Source organism: Bacteroides clarus, from assembly GCF_015555825.1.
In the GTDB taxonomy this organism is placed as follows: Bacteria; Bacteroidota; Bacteroidia; order Bacteroidales; family Bacteroidaceae; genus Bacteroides; species Bacteroides clarus.
Map to the genome: position 1 here is coordinate 190,522 of NZ_JADNLF010000007.1, position 15,278 is coordinate 205,799.

At 45.7% G+C, this 15,278-nt stretch carries 12 protein-coding genes; 3 read left to right on the forward strand and 9 right to left on the reverse strand.

What is annotated here, in order from left to right; translation table 11 throughout:
* Positions 1-24 precede the first annotated feature (24 nt).
* From I2F54_RS09815 to I2F54_RS09825, 3 genes are all read right to left on the reverse strand, one after another.
* Positions 25-1,701, reverse strand: coding sequence for a glycoside hydrolase family 43 protein (locus I2F54_RS09815; RefSeq protein WP_195501078.1), 1,677 nt, complete (start codon positions 1,699-1,701; stop codon positions 25-27).
* Between the two features lie 23 nt (positions 1,702-1,724).
* The gene (locus tag I2F54_RS09820; protein ID WP_195501079.1) at positions 1,725-2,954 is read right to left on the reverse strand and encodes a DUF4861 domain-containing protein; all 1,230 of its coding nucleotides are present in this window, start codon (positions 2,952-2,954) and stop codon (positions 1,725-1,727) included.
* A 108-nt stretch (positions 2,955-3,062) separates the two neighbouring features.
* Positions 3,063-4,664: a glycoside hydrolase family 28 protein gene (locus tag I2F54_RS09825; RefSeq protein WP_195501080.1), complete on the reverse strand. Its 1,602-nt coding sequence runs from the start codon at positions 4,662-4,664 to the stop codon at positions 3,063-3,065.
* A 334-nt stretch (positions 4,665-4,998) separates the two neighbouring features.
* Here I2F54_RS09825 and I2F54_RS09830 point away from each other — a divergent pair, with 334 nt between their 5' ends.
* A complete protein-coding gene (locus I2F54_RS09830; protein WP_022218190.1) occupies positions 4,999-5,856 on the forward strand; it encodes an enoyl-ACP reductase FabI in 858 nt (285 codons plus the stop codon).
* 137 nt (positions 5,857-5,993) lie between these two features.
* Positions 5,994-6,698, forward strand: a complete 705-nt coding sequence (locus tag I2F54_RS09835; protein ID WP_087412324.1) for an SAM-dependent methyltransferase — start codon at positions 5,994-5,996, stop codon at positions 6,696-6,698.
* Here the strand turns inward: I2F54_RS09835 and I2F54_RS09840 are convergent.
* The 6 genes from I2F54_RS09840 to I2F54_RS09865 form a co-directional block, all read right to left on the reverse strand.
* Positions 6,664-7,782: a hypothetical protein gene (locus tag I2F54_RS09840; protein WP_195501081.1), complete on the reverse strand. Its 1,119-nt coding sequence runs from the start codon at positions 7,780-7,782 to the stop codon at positions 6,664-6,666. The two genes, I2F54_RS09835 and I2F54_RS09840, sit on opposite strands and share 35 nt — an antisense overlap.
* 54 nt (positions 7,783-7,836) lie before the next feature.
* A complete protein-coding gene (gene lipA / locus I2F54_RS09845) occupies positions 7,837-8,706 on the reverse strand; it encodes a lipoyl synthase (protein WP_195501082.1) in 870 nt (289 codons plus the stop codon).
* On the reverse strand, positions 8,707-10,923 hold the full coding sequence (locus I2F54_RS09850; protein WP_022218186.1) for a S9 family peptidase: 2,217 nt from the start codon (positions 10,921-10,923) through the stop codon (positions 8,707-8,709).
* Between the two features lie 185 nt (positions 10,924-11,108).
* On the reverse strand, positions 11,109-11,870 hold the full coding sequence (locus I2F54_RS09855) for a sugar isomerase domain-containing protein (RefSeq protein ID WP_009123060.1): 762 nt from the start codon (positions 11,868-11,870) through the stop codon (positions 11,109-11,111).
* Between the two features lie 23 nt (positions 11,871-11,893).
* Positions 11,894-13,045, reverse strand: a complete 1,152-nt coding sequence (locus I2F54_RS09860; protein WP_087412320.1) for an MFS transporter — start codon at positions 13,043-13,045, stop codon at positions 11,894-11,896.
* Positions 13,038-13,997, reverse strand: a complete 960-nt coding sequence (locus I2F54_RS09865; RefSeq protein WP_009123062.1) for an ROK family protein — start codon at positions 13,995-13,997, stop codon at positions 13,038-13,040. The genes I2F54_RS09860 and I2F54_RS09865 overlap by 8 nt, the downstream gene beginning before the upstream one ends.
* Positions 13,998-14,332: 335 nt before the next feature.
* On the opposite strand from I2F54_RS09865, the gene I2F54_RS09870 reads away from it, so the two are divergent.
* Positions 14,333-15,259, forward strand: coding sequence for a TIGR01212 family radical SAM protein (locus I2F54_RS09870; RefSeq protein ID WP_195501083.1), 927 nt, complete (start codon positions 14,333-14,335; stop codon positions 15,257-15,259).
* Positions 15,260-15,278: the final 19 nt, after the last annotated feature.

Consider the following 15,278-nt stretch of genomic DNA (forward strand, 5'->3'; position numbering starts at 1 on the left):
ATATAACAATTCGCCGGGAACTTGTTATTTTGTAATTCTGAACCAGTCTACGTCTGTCCAGCCGCCGTCGTTGGTAACAATGGCCGGGCGGGTACAGAACATACCTACTTTAGCGCCGATCCATTTGCCTTCTTTCACTTGGAACGGTTTGCCCAATGGCTGGAATTTCTTTCCGTTGAGGCTGTAACTGAAGTTGCACAGTACCAACAGGTCGTGTCCGCCTTCGCTCTTGGAAATCTTTTTCCCGTCAGAGGTAAACTTGGCACGCAGGTAGATGGTATTGTCTTTTAAACCGACTGTACCGTTTATTGTTTCGGGAGTACCTTTTTCCGCTTTAGGGCAAGATACCTGGGACAATACCAGGCCTTTTTCCGTGTTTTCCAAAACAAGTCCGGCATAGTCGAGTCCCATAACTACCAGTCCGGTGCGCTCTCCTTTGTACTTTTCCGTCGGTTTGAAAGTCAGTTTCATGGTGGCGGTAAAATTGTCGGCGGGAGTTTTCTGTAACAATAGGTTGGCTACGTCCCAAAGGTTTTTGCAGTCTTTGACAACAGGATAGGAGTAGAGACGTACGATGCCTTGATCTCCTGCGTAATAAGCCCATTTTTCGTTGATGTTGGCATGCCATTGCCATTGCGGAGAAAGGGTATAGCCGTCAAACTCATCACTTTCTTGCGGAGTGCAGATAGGATATGTCTTGCCTACGTTCGGCTTTTTATAAACCAGTACCGGGTCGCCACAACCGTCACCGTCTTTGTCGATGCCGATAACAGGCCAGTCGTTGACCCATTTCATGGGTTGTAAGTGTACCAAACGGCCGTATGCGCCCACATCCTGGAAATGCAGGAACCAGTCTTCACCGGTAGGAGTATCTACCCATGCTCCCTGGTGAGGGCCGTTGATGGGACTGTCACCTTGCGCCAGCACCTTTTTCCATTCGTAAGGACCGTATATGTTCTTGGAACGGAGAACAACCTGCCAACCGGTGGGTACGCCGCCTGCCGGATGGAAGATATAGTAATATTCCCCCCTTTTGTAGAGTTTGGGACCTTCACAAGTCTGGTGGGCTTCATGACCGTCGAAGATGATGCGTGACTGCGTTATGGCTTTGGTGGCATCCGCATTCAACTCGCAAATGGATATGATACTCTTCAATCCGGCACGGCTTCCTGCATAGGCGTGTACCATATAAACTTTTCCGTCTTCATCCCAGAAAGGACAGGTGTCTATAATACCCTTGCCCGGTTTTACGAGTACGGGTTCTGTCCACGGACCTTTGGGGTCTTTGGCTTTTACCATGAAAGCGCCCTGGTCGGGATCGCCCCAGAAAATATAGAATTCACCGTTGTGATGGCGGATAGCGGGCGCCCATACACGGTTGCCATGCTCTGGACGTTCCGGTGTTTCAACGGGGGAGAGGGCATAAGGAACGGCAGCTCCGATGATGCTCCAGTTCACGAGGTCTTTGGAGTGCAGAATCTGTAACCCCGGCAGGCAGTTGAAACTGGAAGAGGTCATATAGAAGTCATCTCCTACACGGCAGGCATCCGGATCGGAATAGTCTGCATAGAGTATCGGATTTTTGTATTTACCGTTACCTTGGTCGGCTACCCATACCTCGGAAACATAATTCTTTTCTTGTGCCGCCAGCGGTAATGCAAGCAGCAGGCTGAGTCCTAAAAGTGCGTTTCTGGTTTTCATGTCACGATTTAATTCTTTAATTTTTAATTCTTGATTTTTATCTGAACCGGGTGCTGCAGTTCTTCTTTCCACTCGCGCATATAAGCGAACCATGCTTCGGGAGTAGGATAGCCGAACGTTTCCTTACATGACGTAAACATGGTGTAATGGTGGAAACGGTCGCTGCCCGGTGCGGAAAGAGTGTAAAGGAAGTTATCTTTGTCTTTTACTTCTTTGCGGATGTATTTCTGTGGAATATAGGTGGCGATACCTACTGTTTCTTTTGCATATTTTACAGTATCGTTTACCGGCCAGTGTCTTCCCCAACTACCTACCAAGCCTTTATGATCGGACTCCGAAAGTGTTTCGTTACCCATAATGTTTTGTACGCCGGTGCAGAACACTTCATCTTGCAGGGGTTCGTCAAAGAACGTTTCTACCAACAGGTCACGATGTCCGGCATAAAGGATATAGCGGTTGGTCATATTCAGCTCTTTTCCCTGATAGTCCCAGCCTTTGACGGTCACATCGGCTATGGTGCGTACGGGGCCGTAGGCAAGAATGCTTTCTGTACGGAACGCTATCGGCTCTATATGAGTGGCTTTTGTCCCGTCCCAACCTTTCAAGGCGCCGATACCGCAACTGTTGCCAACCATCAGCACGTCATCGCCGAATCCGCGCGCAAGCTGCTTGTCGTTAGGATAGAACCGGCTTTTTTGGATTTCCAGTCCCTTTTTGAATTTACCGTACGGGTCAACGGTTTGCTTTTGATTAAAATAGACGCGGTAAGCGACTAATTCCGATTCAAACATGGGTCCGTGTCCATGTAGCATGCTATAAAAGTTGGTAGTTCCCGGCACTGTGACCGACTGTATGGGGGCATGCTTCTGTTTTTTTGTATCGCGTATCAGCATTTCGGCAAATACACGCGACGGGTAGGTCTTATCCGTTTTAGCGGAAGACAAGGTAATGGTCAGCATTTTCTTGCTTTTGGCAGGAATATCCATGACAAAGGCCAATTCATCGGCTTTCAAATCACCGTTCAGGTCGTCCAACTGCGAAGGGATTTCTTCATTGCCGTTCATTACGACGGCAGAACGCACACGGAAACCGGGTTGCAGGTCTTTGATTTTTAATACTACCGGAGCGTCGGCTTTGTCTTTGCTCCATGAGTTGCTCACTTCTACCGAAATGGTTTTGGTACTTGGTTGAGATTGTGCGGTAAGAGTACACGCGCACAATAACAGGAAACCGGTTAAAAAGGTCGTTTTCATAAGGAATGTGTTTAATTAATTGCGGCAAAATTAAACTAAAAAGAGCAGACAGCTCTCTTTCTTTTGGCAAAAAGACTGTCTGCTTTGAGCTTCTTAACTTATCGAATTTTACTTAAAATCCAACACTTTTCCTTCTGTGCCGATAGTGGTATACACTTTTCCGTCTACTTTCAGATTTTTAGCGTTTTTCACGTTCAATGTGTGTCCCTTGGTTTCTATACGTATGTTTTCCAACGTTACACCTTCCGCCTGGCTGATGACAACGCCTTCTTTGGCGTCGTTGATGATTACATCCTTTACGGTTACATTTTTGATGGGCATTTCGGGTAGTCCGTTGAAGAACATGGCGCGTCCCGAACCCTTACAAATAATATTGGAGATATGGATATTCCGGAAAGAAGGTGTTTCAACGGTTACTTGGGGAACCGTTGTCTTCATGCGGCCTTTCAGGTCTTCTTCCGTTTCTTCGCCGGCAGCTTTGCCACCATAAAACAAATCGAAGAGCAACGGTTCGTGAGGTATATCAATCATGTGGATGTTGTGAATGTAGATTCCCTCTACAACACCGCCGCGTCCTCTGGTGCTCTTGAAGCGCAGGCCTACGTCTGTGCCGAGGAAAGTACAGTCTGTTACATAGATGTTTTTTACGCCGCCGGACATTTCACTGCCTACAACGAAGCCGCCATGGCCGTGCAATACTGTGTTATTCTTTACGATAACATTCTGGCAAGGTTCACCGCGTTTACGTCCGTCCTCGTCTTTGCCGGATTTGATACAGATGGCATCGTCACCGGCATCGAAGATATTATTGATTATCAATGCATTCTTGCAGGATTCCAAATCTAAAGCATCACCGTTTTGAGAATACCAGGGATTGAATACCTTTACTTGGTTGATAGTGATGTGCTCGCATGATAGCGGATGCAGACACCAACTCGGTGAGTTTTTGAATGTGACTCCTTCTAATAAGACTTTTTTACTCTTAACGATATTGAGCAATACGGGGCGTAACCACGGACGGATTTCATTCCATTCCTCGTCTGTTTCGATACCTTCGGGATTATTGAAGTTCTTGCAGGCCAATGCTCCCTTTAGCGAACCGGCTGTAGGATACCATATCGATTTGTCTACCACACCGCCTGATTTAACGAGCGCATCCCATTGACTGGCGGTCAGTTTGCTTTTCTTCACCGGACGCCAGCTGTCACCCGAACCGTCGAACACGCCATGACCTGTGATGGCTATGTTTTCTGTGTTGCGTGCGGAGATAGGTGACTGGCAACGGCGGGTGTTCAGACCCTCAAATGATGTTTCGAGAATAGGATAGGCATTAAAATCATCTGTAAAGACCACCAAGGCATTCTTTTCGGTATACAAGTTGACATTGCTTAATAACTCGATAGGGCCTGTCAGCCATAATCCTTCCGGGATGACTACTTTACCGCCGCCTTTTGCGTTGACGGCTTTAATGGCGTCATTAATCGCTTTTGTGTTTAAGGTAGTTCCGTCGCCTTTTGCTCCGAATTGCAGGATACTGACTGTATAATCCGGAAATGACGGCTGCTCAACCTTTGGCATATTGAAAGGCAACTCTTTATAGATGTTTTCATCTATGGAATTTTTGCATTGGGCATGAACGGCATATTGTACAGGCAGTAATGCAAAAGAAAATGCGGTAAGCGTAAATAGCTTTTTGAATAATGTGTTCATTCGTGATACTATGTTAATGAATTTATGAATTCTGATTTATGGATTAAGCGGTATTCCTTAATTTTTACTTCCCTTTTTATTACTTCCCCGTAAGCTGCTCTCACGAGTGGCCTACGAAAGAAATAATAAATTGATTCATGTTAACCTAATTCTAACCTTAAATAAATATTATGAAAAAACCTCTTAATTACCAATTGCAAAAGTATCGGGCTTTGGCTGAAAATATGTGTACTAATTGTTGGTTTTAGTGTATTTTTTGTGGTTTTAGCCTTTTCTTTGCATGCTTTCGGGGTTTTTGCACTATCTTTGCAGCTCAAAACTTAGTAAAAAAGGTATGAGTTACAATTTGTTGAAAGGAAAAAGAGGCATTATTTTCGGTGCTCTGAATGAGCAATCCATTGCCTGGAAAGTTGCAGAAAAAGCAGTAGAAGAAGGTGCGACGATCACCTTGTCCAATACACCTGTCGCTGTGCGTATGGGTGAAGTTTCGGCATTGGCTGAAAAACTGAATTGCGAAGTCATAGCAGCGGATGCTACCAGTGTGGAAGATTTGGAGAATGTGTTCAAACGTTCTATGGAAGTATTGGGCGGCCAGGTGGATTTCGTTCTTCATTCTATCGGTATGTCTCCGAATGTGCGCAAGAAGCGTACATACGATGATCTCGATTACGATATGTTGGGTAAGACGCTGGATATTTCGGCGGTTTCTTTCCATAAGATGATACAGGCTGCCAAGAAGATGAACGCCATCGCAGAATACGGTTCCATCTTGGCTTTGAGTTATGTAGCAGCGCAACGCACGTTCTATGGTTACAATGACATGGCAGATGCAAAAGCGCTGTTGGAGTCTATTGCACGTAGTTTTGGCTACATTTACGGACGTGAGCACAATGTACGTGTCAATACAATATCTCAGTCTCCTACAATGACTACTGCCGGTTCAGGCGTAAAGGGAATGGACAAACTGTTTGACTTTGCCAACCGTATGTCTCCGCTGGGTAATGCTTCGGCTGACGAATGTGCGGATTATTGCATCGTTATGTTCTCCGACTTAACCCGTAAGGTTACTATGCAGAACCTGTTCCACGACGGTGGATTCTCCAGTGTAGGTATGAGCTTGCGCGCTATGGCTACTTATGAAAAAGGTCTGGATGAGTACAAAGACGAAAACGGAAATATAATCTACGGATAAAAAAGGATGATGAAGCGGTAAAGTGATGGGGTGATCGTAATTTAGGCTCATAGCCTTATCACCTTACCACTTTATCGCTTTATTTTATCCCTTTATAATCTTACCACTCTATTGCTTTATCACTTTAGTTGATTCACATGGAAACTGCTCTTTATCTATTGCCTGTTACTTTAGGCGATACTCCTGTTGAAACCGTGTTACCTTCTTATAATAAAGAAGTGATTTTGGGTATCCGTCATTTTATAGTGGAGGATGTGCGTTCGGCACGCCGTTTCCTAAAGAAGGTGGATAGGGAGACAGATATCGATTCGCTTACGTTTTATACGCTCAATAAACATACGTCACCGGAAGATATTTCCGGATATTTGAAGCCGCTTGAAGCAGGAAACTCAATGGGAGTGATTTCTGAGGCAGGATGTCCGGCTATTGCCGACCCGGGAGCGGATGTAGTGGCGATAGCCCAACGTAAGAACCTGAGGGTTATTCCTTTGGTCGGACCTTCTTCCATTATATTATCGGTTATGGGTTCCGGTTTCAACGGGCAAAGTTTTGCTTTTCATGGTTATCTGCCGATCGAGCCCGGTGAGCGTGCCAAGAAACTGAAAGTGTTGGAGCAGCGTGTGTATAATGAGCATCAGACCCAGCTTTTTATAGAAACTCCTTATCGCAACAATAAAATGATAGAGGATATTCTGCATAACTGCCGCCCTCAGACCAAACTTTGTATTGCTGCCAATATCACATGTGAGGGAGAATATATTAAAACGAAAACGGTGAAGGAATGGCAGGGTAAGGTTCCCGATTTGTCTAAAATTCCTTGTATTTTTCTCTTGTATAAATAATCTCCTTTATATGCTCATATTCACATTCGAAACAACTGCTGAAAAAGTTTCGATGGAGATTATGTTCTATTTGCTGGAATGTCCAAAGCTTTCCGCCCTTAAACTTTTTATTGCATAAGATGGAATCATCATCCAGGTCAAGGGTAAAGAGATAAATCAAACGGTTGGTGGCCTCATTCTCAAAATGGTACATGAAACTGAAATGAAGATTCTGCAGTGGTGCTGTCGGCAACGTTCTCAGTAAAATTCTTTCTACGCCCTGTTCCAGAGTTTCTCCATACAATAAGTAGCTCTCCATTAACACATCCGTCTTTCCTTTTTCGAGCAGGCTGCATTGGGGGCGCGGCAATAAAAACAACATGCCGTGCGAGGCTACGGTAACGCGGATAACCGGGTTGATATATTCGTTTTTCCGGTTGATGGCTTCGGATGCTATTGCTTTTCCGATAACATCTCCTTTTTTTGTCACGATAGGTACGAATACGGTATGTTTCATTACTTTATTGAAGTAGTAGATACCGAATTGATTGAATAAGATGCTCAATATAAATACGCAAGGCGGTATGACGCGGAATAAGACATGACGCATCGTATCACTCAGCGGGTGGCTGAGCAATATGGCAAGCGATATGATAAGAAAATGTAAAAAGCCGATGAGTAATAGTACGCGTGCCGATACAATGGCGGCTTCGGCGCCTTGTGCAAAGAATTGTTTGCAGCATTTATGGGTTTGGGCGGTATGGTAGTTTAAAAAGCGTCTTCTATTCAGGAAGATGATGAGCGGCGGTATAATCGCACTGATTTCCAATGTGAATGGAAACATGGCTTTCGGACAATAATCGGTGGAAAATAAAGAGGTTATTGTTAATAATAATAACATTCCTGTTGTACAGTATAGTATAATCTGGGGGATATGCGAGCCTTTACGCCGCCACATGTAAATACTTGATAATAATCCCACACCTGTACCGATGTAGATGGCTATGTCTTGTATTATGAATTCACATAATATAATGGATATAATGACGGGGATATATCCCAGCGACATATTGAACTTGGATGATAGAACTCTTTGCTTGCCCATTACTACGCTATTTTGCCGTTTCCTTTTTAACAAACGGCTTGTATAAAATGTTCTTTATTTCATCCTTTTTTGTAGATACTGGGTTGATTTTTCTGCATGATAAGACGAACGAACCAAAGGTGCGCTTTCTACTTGAGTGAACCCTTTCTTCAATCCAAGCTCTTTGTAAGCGGCAAATTGGGCGGGAGTAACATATCCGGCCACAGCATAATGCTTATGTGTAGGCTGTAAATATTGTCCGATGGTGAGTATTTGGCAACCGGCATTGCGTAAGTCGTCCATTAGTTCCGCCACTTCATCCGGAGTTTCTCCAAGGCCGACCATGATGCCGGATTTGGTGGTAGTACCGCTTCCGGCTATCTGCCGCAACACTTCAAGGCTTGTTTCATAACGGGCGGCGCTTCGTACCAGCGGACTGATACGTTTCACCGTTTCCATATTGTGGGAGATGATTTCCGGCCGGGCTTCGATAACCATGTCTATAAGTTTCTTTTTGCCTTGAAAGTCGGGAATCAACACTTCGACGGTTGTTTCCGGATTGAGGCGTTTGATTTCGCGAATCGTTTGCGCCCAATGGGCAGCGCCCAAATCCGGCAAATCGTCCCTGTCCACAGAGGTGATAACGGCGTGGGAGAGTTTCATTAAAGCGATGGACTCGGCTACATGTACAGGTTCTTGCGGGTCTAAAGGCATGGGCTTGCCTGTTTGCGTATTGCAGAATTTGCAGCAACGGGTACAAATGTCTCCGCCTATCATAAAGGTAGCCGTACCTCTTCCCCAACATTCTCCCATATTGGGGCAGCGCCCACTGCTACAGATGGTATGCAGGCAGTGGGATTCCACGATACGTTTTGTTTCGGTGTAACGTTCGTTGGCGCCGATACTTATTTTAAGCCATTCCGGCTTACGTACTCTTTCACTCATTTACTTTTTCAATTCCCGATTAAAGAAATTCGTCAATTTGGTATACAGATGCAGGCGGGTATTACCACCGAATATACTGTGGTTGCGATTGGTGTAGACCTGCATGTCGAACTGCTTGCCAAGTTGTACGAGGTGTTCGGCATATTCCACGCAATTCTGAAAGTGGACGTTATCATCCGCCATGCCATGTACCAACAACAGATTGCCATGCAAATTATTGGCACGGGTAAAGGCTGATGAGGCTTTGTAGCCTTCGGCGTTTTCTTTCGGAGTACGCATGAAACGTTCGCCGTATACGGTATCGTAATAGTTCCAGTCGGTAACCGGGGCAACGGCAACTCCTGCTTTGAATACCGGAGTTCCTTCGCTCATACTCATAATGGTCATATATCCGCCATAGCTCCACCCCCAGATTCCGATGCGGTCTTTGTCTACATAAGGTTGGCGTCCTAAATACAGAGCGGTTTCCACTTGGTCTTTGGCTTCTTTGATGCCGAGATTCAGATAAGTGCTTTTGGCGAATTCCGCGCCGCGTCCACCTGTGCCTCGTCCGTCTACGCACGCTACGATATAGCCTTGGGATGCCATGTAGGTTTCCCAACTCACGCCGAATTTGTCAAGCACCTGTTGCGAACCGGGGCCGCTGTACTGATACATCAAAACCGGATATTTCTTACCGGCGGAGAAGTCTGCGGGTTTCATCATCCAGCCATTCAGCGTAATACCGTCAGAGGTTTGGAAAGAGAAGAACTCTTTCTTGGGTATAGCATATCCTTTTAATTTCTGTTTTAAAGCGGAGTTATCAACGAGCGTAGTCAGCGCCTTGCCGGTATTGTCGTTCAGAGTAATGACGGTCGGAGTGTCCGAACTTGAATAGCGGTTCATGAAATACTTCATATTTGTACTGAACTGCGCGCTGTTTGTGCCGGCTTGCGATGATAATTTAATCTTTTTGCCTTTACGGTCTATCTTGTAGATAGCACTGCGTAGCGGGCTTTCTTCGTTACTGCTGTAATAGAAACTGCCGTCTTCGGGGTCATAACCTAAAAAGTCTTGTATTTCGTAAGGGCCGGAAGTGACTTGCTTGATAAGGTTTCCGCCGATGCTATACCAGTACAAGTGGTTGTATCCGCTCTTTTCGCTGACAAAGCTGAAGTTCTCCGGATAGAAAATGATATTATCGAATACATTCTCACGGATATAAGTGTCGCTTTCGTCACGTACCGCTAACTTGCAGACGGTACTGCGGGGATCGGCAAAGTACAGGTCGAACCGGTTTTGGTGACGGTTCAGCGTCATTATGGCAAGTTTGCCAGGGTCTTGTGTGAAACGGATACGCGGAATATATCCCCCCTCTTCCAACGGAAGATTGATTTTGCGGGTTACTTTGGATTTGATGTCAAAAGTATGTACGGATACTTTCGAGTTCTTTTCGCCTGTCTTGGGATACTTGTAAGTATATTCTCCCGGGTATTTCTCATAAGGAGTAATATGGGGAGCTTCACCGGCAAATACAGGAAATGTATAAGAGGGTACTTCCCGCTCGTCGAAACGGATGAATGCCAGCATCTTGCTGTCGGGACTGAACTCCAATGCGCGATTAAAGGAAAATTCCTCTTCGTACACCCAGTCGGGGATTCCGTTCAGTATTTCATTACGTTTGCCGTCTTCGGTCACTTGGCTTTCGCTGTTGCCGTAAAGTAATTTGACGAGGAAGATGTTGTTGTCACGCACGAACGCCACCTGATACCCGTCGGGTGAGAATACGGGCACCTGTTGTGGTCCGCCATCCGACAGTTTCTCTACTACATTGTTTATCTTACCGTCGAGATTTCGCTTTAAGCTATATATATAATGTACCGCCGTATAAGAGTGGCGGTAGATAGGAGTAGTTTCTGTTGCGATAAGCAGCTTGCTGCCGTCCGGAGCAAAACTGTAACTGTCGAATTTCTTGAACGGGCATTCGCGGGCGGTAGCGGCATCGAACAGCACTTCTACCGGTTTACCTGTTTTGAAGGAGTACTTGATGATTTGCGTCTTATCCGCATTCATTTGTGAATAGTGTTCACCATCTCCGGGGATAGGGATGACGCCTGAAATGCTTTGAGGAGTAAATTCTCCGGATATGATTTCTTTTAAATCGAGCGGTTTGCCGCTTTGGGCAAGACTTGCCAGTGTGCAAAGGCAGAAAAGAAGTGCAAAACTTATCTTTTTCATATCTTTTTAATTCGGTTGTTTTTTGCAAAGATACGATAAAGCGGAAATCTAATCTAATTAATAAATGATAAATTCCATTTTACATGGATGTAAAAAGAAAACCCGCTCTGCCTTTTTAGAGCAGAACGGGTTGCTGTCATTCAAAGATGATGATTAGAATAGGTGATGATTGGAATCAGTACATATTAGAGGCACTTTACTTTTCGTTGGTATTCGGCGATGGCGGCATCAAGGCGTTCGTGTGCGGTAGTATCACCGGGTACGTTGTGCGAAGGATGTATATACAACTTCACGCCACGGTCGGCAAGAATCTCGGCAACGGTGGTGATAGTCATCCACACCATTGTTACGAAACTCAGGGTAGACAAAGGACCCACCTTGTCAAAATGGTTTTTCAAAGGAACGGAAGCGTCTACCAAAGGCACGCAGGAGTCAACTACGATGTCGGCAATCTGAAAGAGGTTCTTACCACCGGAATGGCGGCTGGGTTTGTCTCCGGTTTCACCTGCCGAACCGTACACGATAACTTTCATTCCACGCTTCTTGGCTTCCAACGCTACGTCGATGTTCACGGCGTTGATGCCGGTATGAGAGAATATCCAGATACAATCCTTGGAATCAAAGTCATAGTTCTTCATGATTTCCTGTCCGTAGCCCTCTGCTCTTTCCAAGAAAAGGAACTGGTGGATACCCATCTGACCGATGATTTGCGTAAAGAACGTCAAAGGGAGTTCGCAAAGCGGGTGGAAGCCTACGAAACTGCCGATGCGCGGATACATCTCTTCAACGGGGATAGTGGCGTGACCGCAACCAAAGGTGTGAACCCAACGGCCTGCTTCAATAGCATCCGCCATAACGGTAGCTGCTTTTTTAATGTTCTCCAACTGAGTAGCTTCCAGCTTTTCCATGATGCCGTGGGCATTTTTTAACCATTCAAGTGCTAACATAATGTTTTGTTTTAGGGGGTTAATTATTTGAGTGAACGTTTAAACAATATAAGCATGATAATGAGCGAACCTATCATCATATAAGGATAAAATACTATGCCGCCGGCATATACGGAAACCATTCCCATAAGCCCGTTCATGGCAGCCTGTCCTACAAGAGCTATGGCGAGCGCTATGCTGAATGCCGTTCCTGACAATGCGGGATAGCGGGTGCCGAGAATACTCAAGATGACCGGATAAGTGGATGACAATCCCATTCCTACCAAGACCATACCCGTTGCGGCCCGTATAAATCCCGGAGACGCTGTCAGCAGGCCAAAGCCTATCGCAGTGAGGATAAGACTGTAGGGAAGTACGGTTGCCGGTTTTATCTTTTTGAAAATCACGATTTGCAGCATACGCGCCGCGGTAAGCCCCACGACCATACAGGTAAGCGCTATTAACGCCTGATTGGCGGGGATGTCGGTCACCTGTCCGAAATAGCTTGTAGACCAGTTGTTGCATACTCCTTCGATGCCGCTTTGGAAGAAGAGAATGGAGCTGAGCAATAGTAAGCTGCTCTCTTTCAGCAATCCCAATCCCTCTTTTACGGGAAAGCCTTGCGCTTGTTTGGGCGCGGGAAAATGTACGGGAATACAGAACAATATGCCTGCCAGCATAATGATACCTATGCCTTGCAGGATTGTTTCAAAAGAATAGTGTTCGGACAATACTCCCAGCAGGCTTGGTATACCCAATGCTCCCAATCCGTAGAACATTCCCAAAAAGCTAAGCCGGGAACCTTTTTCCGATTCACCGGAAATATCAGACACCAAAGCGTTGGTTTCTCCATTAAGGATACCGCCGCCCAGGCCTATACCTACTATGGAGAGTTGCAGGAGCGGGATGCTCTCAAAAAATATCAATCCTTCCAGTCCCGATAATACAATGATACAACTGGGTACCAGCAAGGCCTTGTGTCCGAAACGATCGACAATAGGACCGAAAATCAGCGAGCCTATCAGCATGCCGAGAGGAAGGAACGTTACCAGTGATGTTGTTTGTAATCCGCTTAATCCCAGCTTGGTGACGAGAGAGGGTAGTACCGAACCCAGCGTAATCATTGAAACGCCGAAGAAACACATTCCGATACACGCTGCCGTGAATACGAGATTTTTATGATAGCCGTTATTCATACAAATGGTTTTTGATGGCAAGAAATGCTGCTCCTATCAATCCGGCGTTTCCGGACAATTGAGAAGGTACAAATTCGGCTTGCCTGATGCTGATGGGCTGCGCCCATTTGCAAGCTTCTTTGTAAATGTCGTCTATGAATATGCCGGCAGGGCCGAATACGCCGCCACCCCATATAACCTTTTGAGGATTCAATAAACTGACAAGGTTGGCTGCTCCCATACCCCACATCTCAACGGCCTTTTGCAGTACCGATACGGCAATGGGGTCTCCCTCGTTATAGGCGCTGAATACATCATAGGCGGAGATGCGGCAAATAGGTTTCTGGCGTAATTTTCCTTTATAGGCCTTGTTGGCTCGTACGGCATCGCGAACCCGTGCTCCGATTCCGTTGCCCGATGCGTAATACTCGAAACATCCGCAAGCCTTATAATCTTCTTTATAAGGCGGCTGAAGAGCCATCCAGCCCGTTGCTCCGATAATATCGCTGGCGCCGTGCAGCACATGACCGTCAATAATGATACCGGCGCCGATGCCCGTACCTACGGCGATGAATACCGCGCTGTGACAGTTTTTTGCGGCGCCTTGCCACATTTCACCATACATATAGCAGGTACGGTCGCTGTCGATATAGATGTCTACTTCAGGGGGAGTGACACAGCGCAACTCTTCGTACAGCGGATAATTGTCCCAGCCGGGTATGTTGGGGGCCCATACGCGGTTGGTTTGGGAATAGACGATTCCCGGAATGCATACGCCCACACCGTCGATTTGTATGCGGCTCTTACGTGCCACCGTGAGTAGCTTGGCCAGAATATCTGCTGCGAGTTTGCCGACTTCGTGCCCTGTTCTGCCTTTTAGAAGACGTTTCCTGTTGAACATCATACTTCCGTCGGAAAGAAAAATGGCGCTGGCTATTTTGGTGCCGCCTATGTCGAGTGCAATTGTTGCCATGGCGTATAGTATTTATAGGTTGATTCACTAAGGTCGTATGCAAAGCTATGAATTTATTTCAATCTCCATGCTTTTAAAACTATAAATTTGTATGTAAAAAGTGTAACTAATCACTAAAATATGTTTGCTTTGATGGTGGTTGAATGTATGATTAATATCATAATTACTTTAAAATCAACTGCTGTAACATTTTTTAGTGCAGCCTAAAATGAATACGTTTGTGTTTATTAACAAATGCAAAGTTTGCCTATGGCAGTTATTAAGACATCTGAACCGTTTTCCATTAGCAAAAACCGAAGAAAAGTCTTATTTTTGTTTCTAAATAACATAAACTTATGAGTGTGACACCTCTTTATAATGAATTCCCTTCATTTCTGAAACGTTATTTTCCGTATAAGGTACAGAAAATCTCGTTGAATGCCGGGTTTACCTGTCCCAACCGTGACGGGAACAAGGGATATGGCGGCTGTACCTACTGTAATAACCAGACTTTTAATCCCGACTATTGCCGTACGGAAAAGCCGATAAGCCTGCAACTGGAAGAAGGTAAGCGTTTCTTTGCCCACAAATACCCTGAAATGAGGTATCTGGCATACTTTCAGGCTTATACCAACACGTACGGAGAGTTGGAATCATTGAAGCGAAAGTACGAAGAGGCATTGTCCGTAGACGGTGTGGTGGGGCTGGTTATCGGTACCCGCCCGGACTGTATGCCGGACGACCTGCTCCGGTATCTGGAAAATATCAATAAGCATACTTTTCTTTTAGTGGAATACGGTATCGAAAGCACCTGTGACGAAACGCTCCGCCGCATTAACCGAGGGCATACTTTTCAAACTACCGTTGATGCGGTACAGCGGACTGCCGCTTGCGGAATATTGACAGGCGGGCATGTAATCCTGGGACTGCCGGGCGAAACTCATCCAACCATTGTGGCGCAGGCACGAGAGTTGTCACACTTGCCGCTTACTACGCTGAAAATGCATCAGTTGCAACTGATACGCGGTACCCGTATGGCCTTGGAGTATGAGCAGCATCCTGAGGATTTCCATCTTTTCGGTGTCGAAGAGTATATCGACCTTGTGATAGATTATGTAGAGCATCTTCGTCCGGATATCGTTTTGGAACGTTTTGTCTCTCAGTCTCCCAAAGATCTGCTTATCGCGCCCGACTGGGGACTGAAAAATTATGAATTTAACCACCGGGTTCAAAAAAGAATGAAAGAACTTGATGCATATCAAGGGAAGAAGTATGAAATGTGAGAAAAAAAACTTATTTTTG

What these genes read in the sequence shown, in the direction of transcription:
- I2F54_RS09860 (WP_087412320.1), bottom strand. Translation starts at nt 13,045, where the DNA reads ATGAATAACGGCTATCATAAAAATCTCGTATTCACGGCAGCGTGTATC.
- I2F54_RS09840 (WP_195501081.1), bottom strand. Translation starts at nt 7,782, where the DNA reads ATGGGCAAGCAAAGAGTTCTATCATCCAAGTTCAATATGTCGCTGGGA.
- I2F54_RS09865 (WP_009123062.1), bottom strand. Translation starts at nt 13,997, where the DNA reads ATGGCAACAATTGCACTCGACATAGGCGGCACCAAAATAGCCAGCGCC.
- lipA (WP_195501082.1), bottom strand. Translation starts at nt 8,706, where the DNA reads ATGAGTGAAAGAGTACGTAAGCCGGAATGGCTTAAAATAAGTATCGGC.
- I2F54_RS09855 (WP_009123060.1), bottom strand. Translation starts at nt 11,870, where the DNA reads ATGTTAGCACTTGAATGGTTAAAAAATGCCCACGGCATCATGGAAAAG.
- I2F54_RS09850 (WP_022218186.1), bottom strand. Translation starts at nt 10,923, where the DNA reads ATGAAAAAGATAAGTTTTGCACTTCTTTTCTGCCTTTGCACACTGGCA.
- I2F54_RS09820 (WP_195501079.1), bottom strand. Translation starts at nt 2,954, where the DNA reads ATGAAAACGACCTTTTTAACCGGTTTCCTGTTATTGTGCGCGTGTACT.
- I2F54_RS09825 (WP_195501080.1), bottom strand. Translation starts at nt 4,664, where the DNA reads ATGAACACATTATTCAAAAAGCTATTTACGCTTACCGCATTTTCTTTT.
- I2F54_RS09835 (WP_087412324.1), top strand. Translation starts at nt 5,994, where the DNA reads ATGGAAACTGCTCTTTATCTATTGCCTGTTACTTTAGGCGATACTCCT.
- I2F54_RS09815 (WP_195501078.1), bottom strand. Translation starts at nt 1,701, where the DNA reads ATGAAAACCAGAAACGCACTTTTAGGACTCAGCCTGCTGCTTGCATTA.
- I2F54_RS09830 (WP_022218190.1), top strand. Translation starts at nt 4,999, where the DNA reads ATGAGTTACAATTTGTTGAAAGGAAAAAGAGGCATTATTTTCGGTGCT.
- I2F54_RS09870 (WP_195501083.1), top strand. Translation starts at nt 14,333, where the DNA reads ATGAGTGTGACACCTCTTTATAATGAATTCCCTTCATTTCTGAAACGT.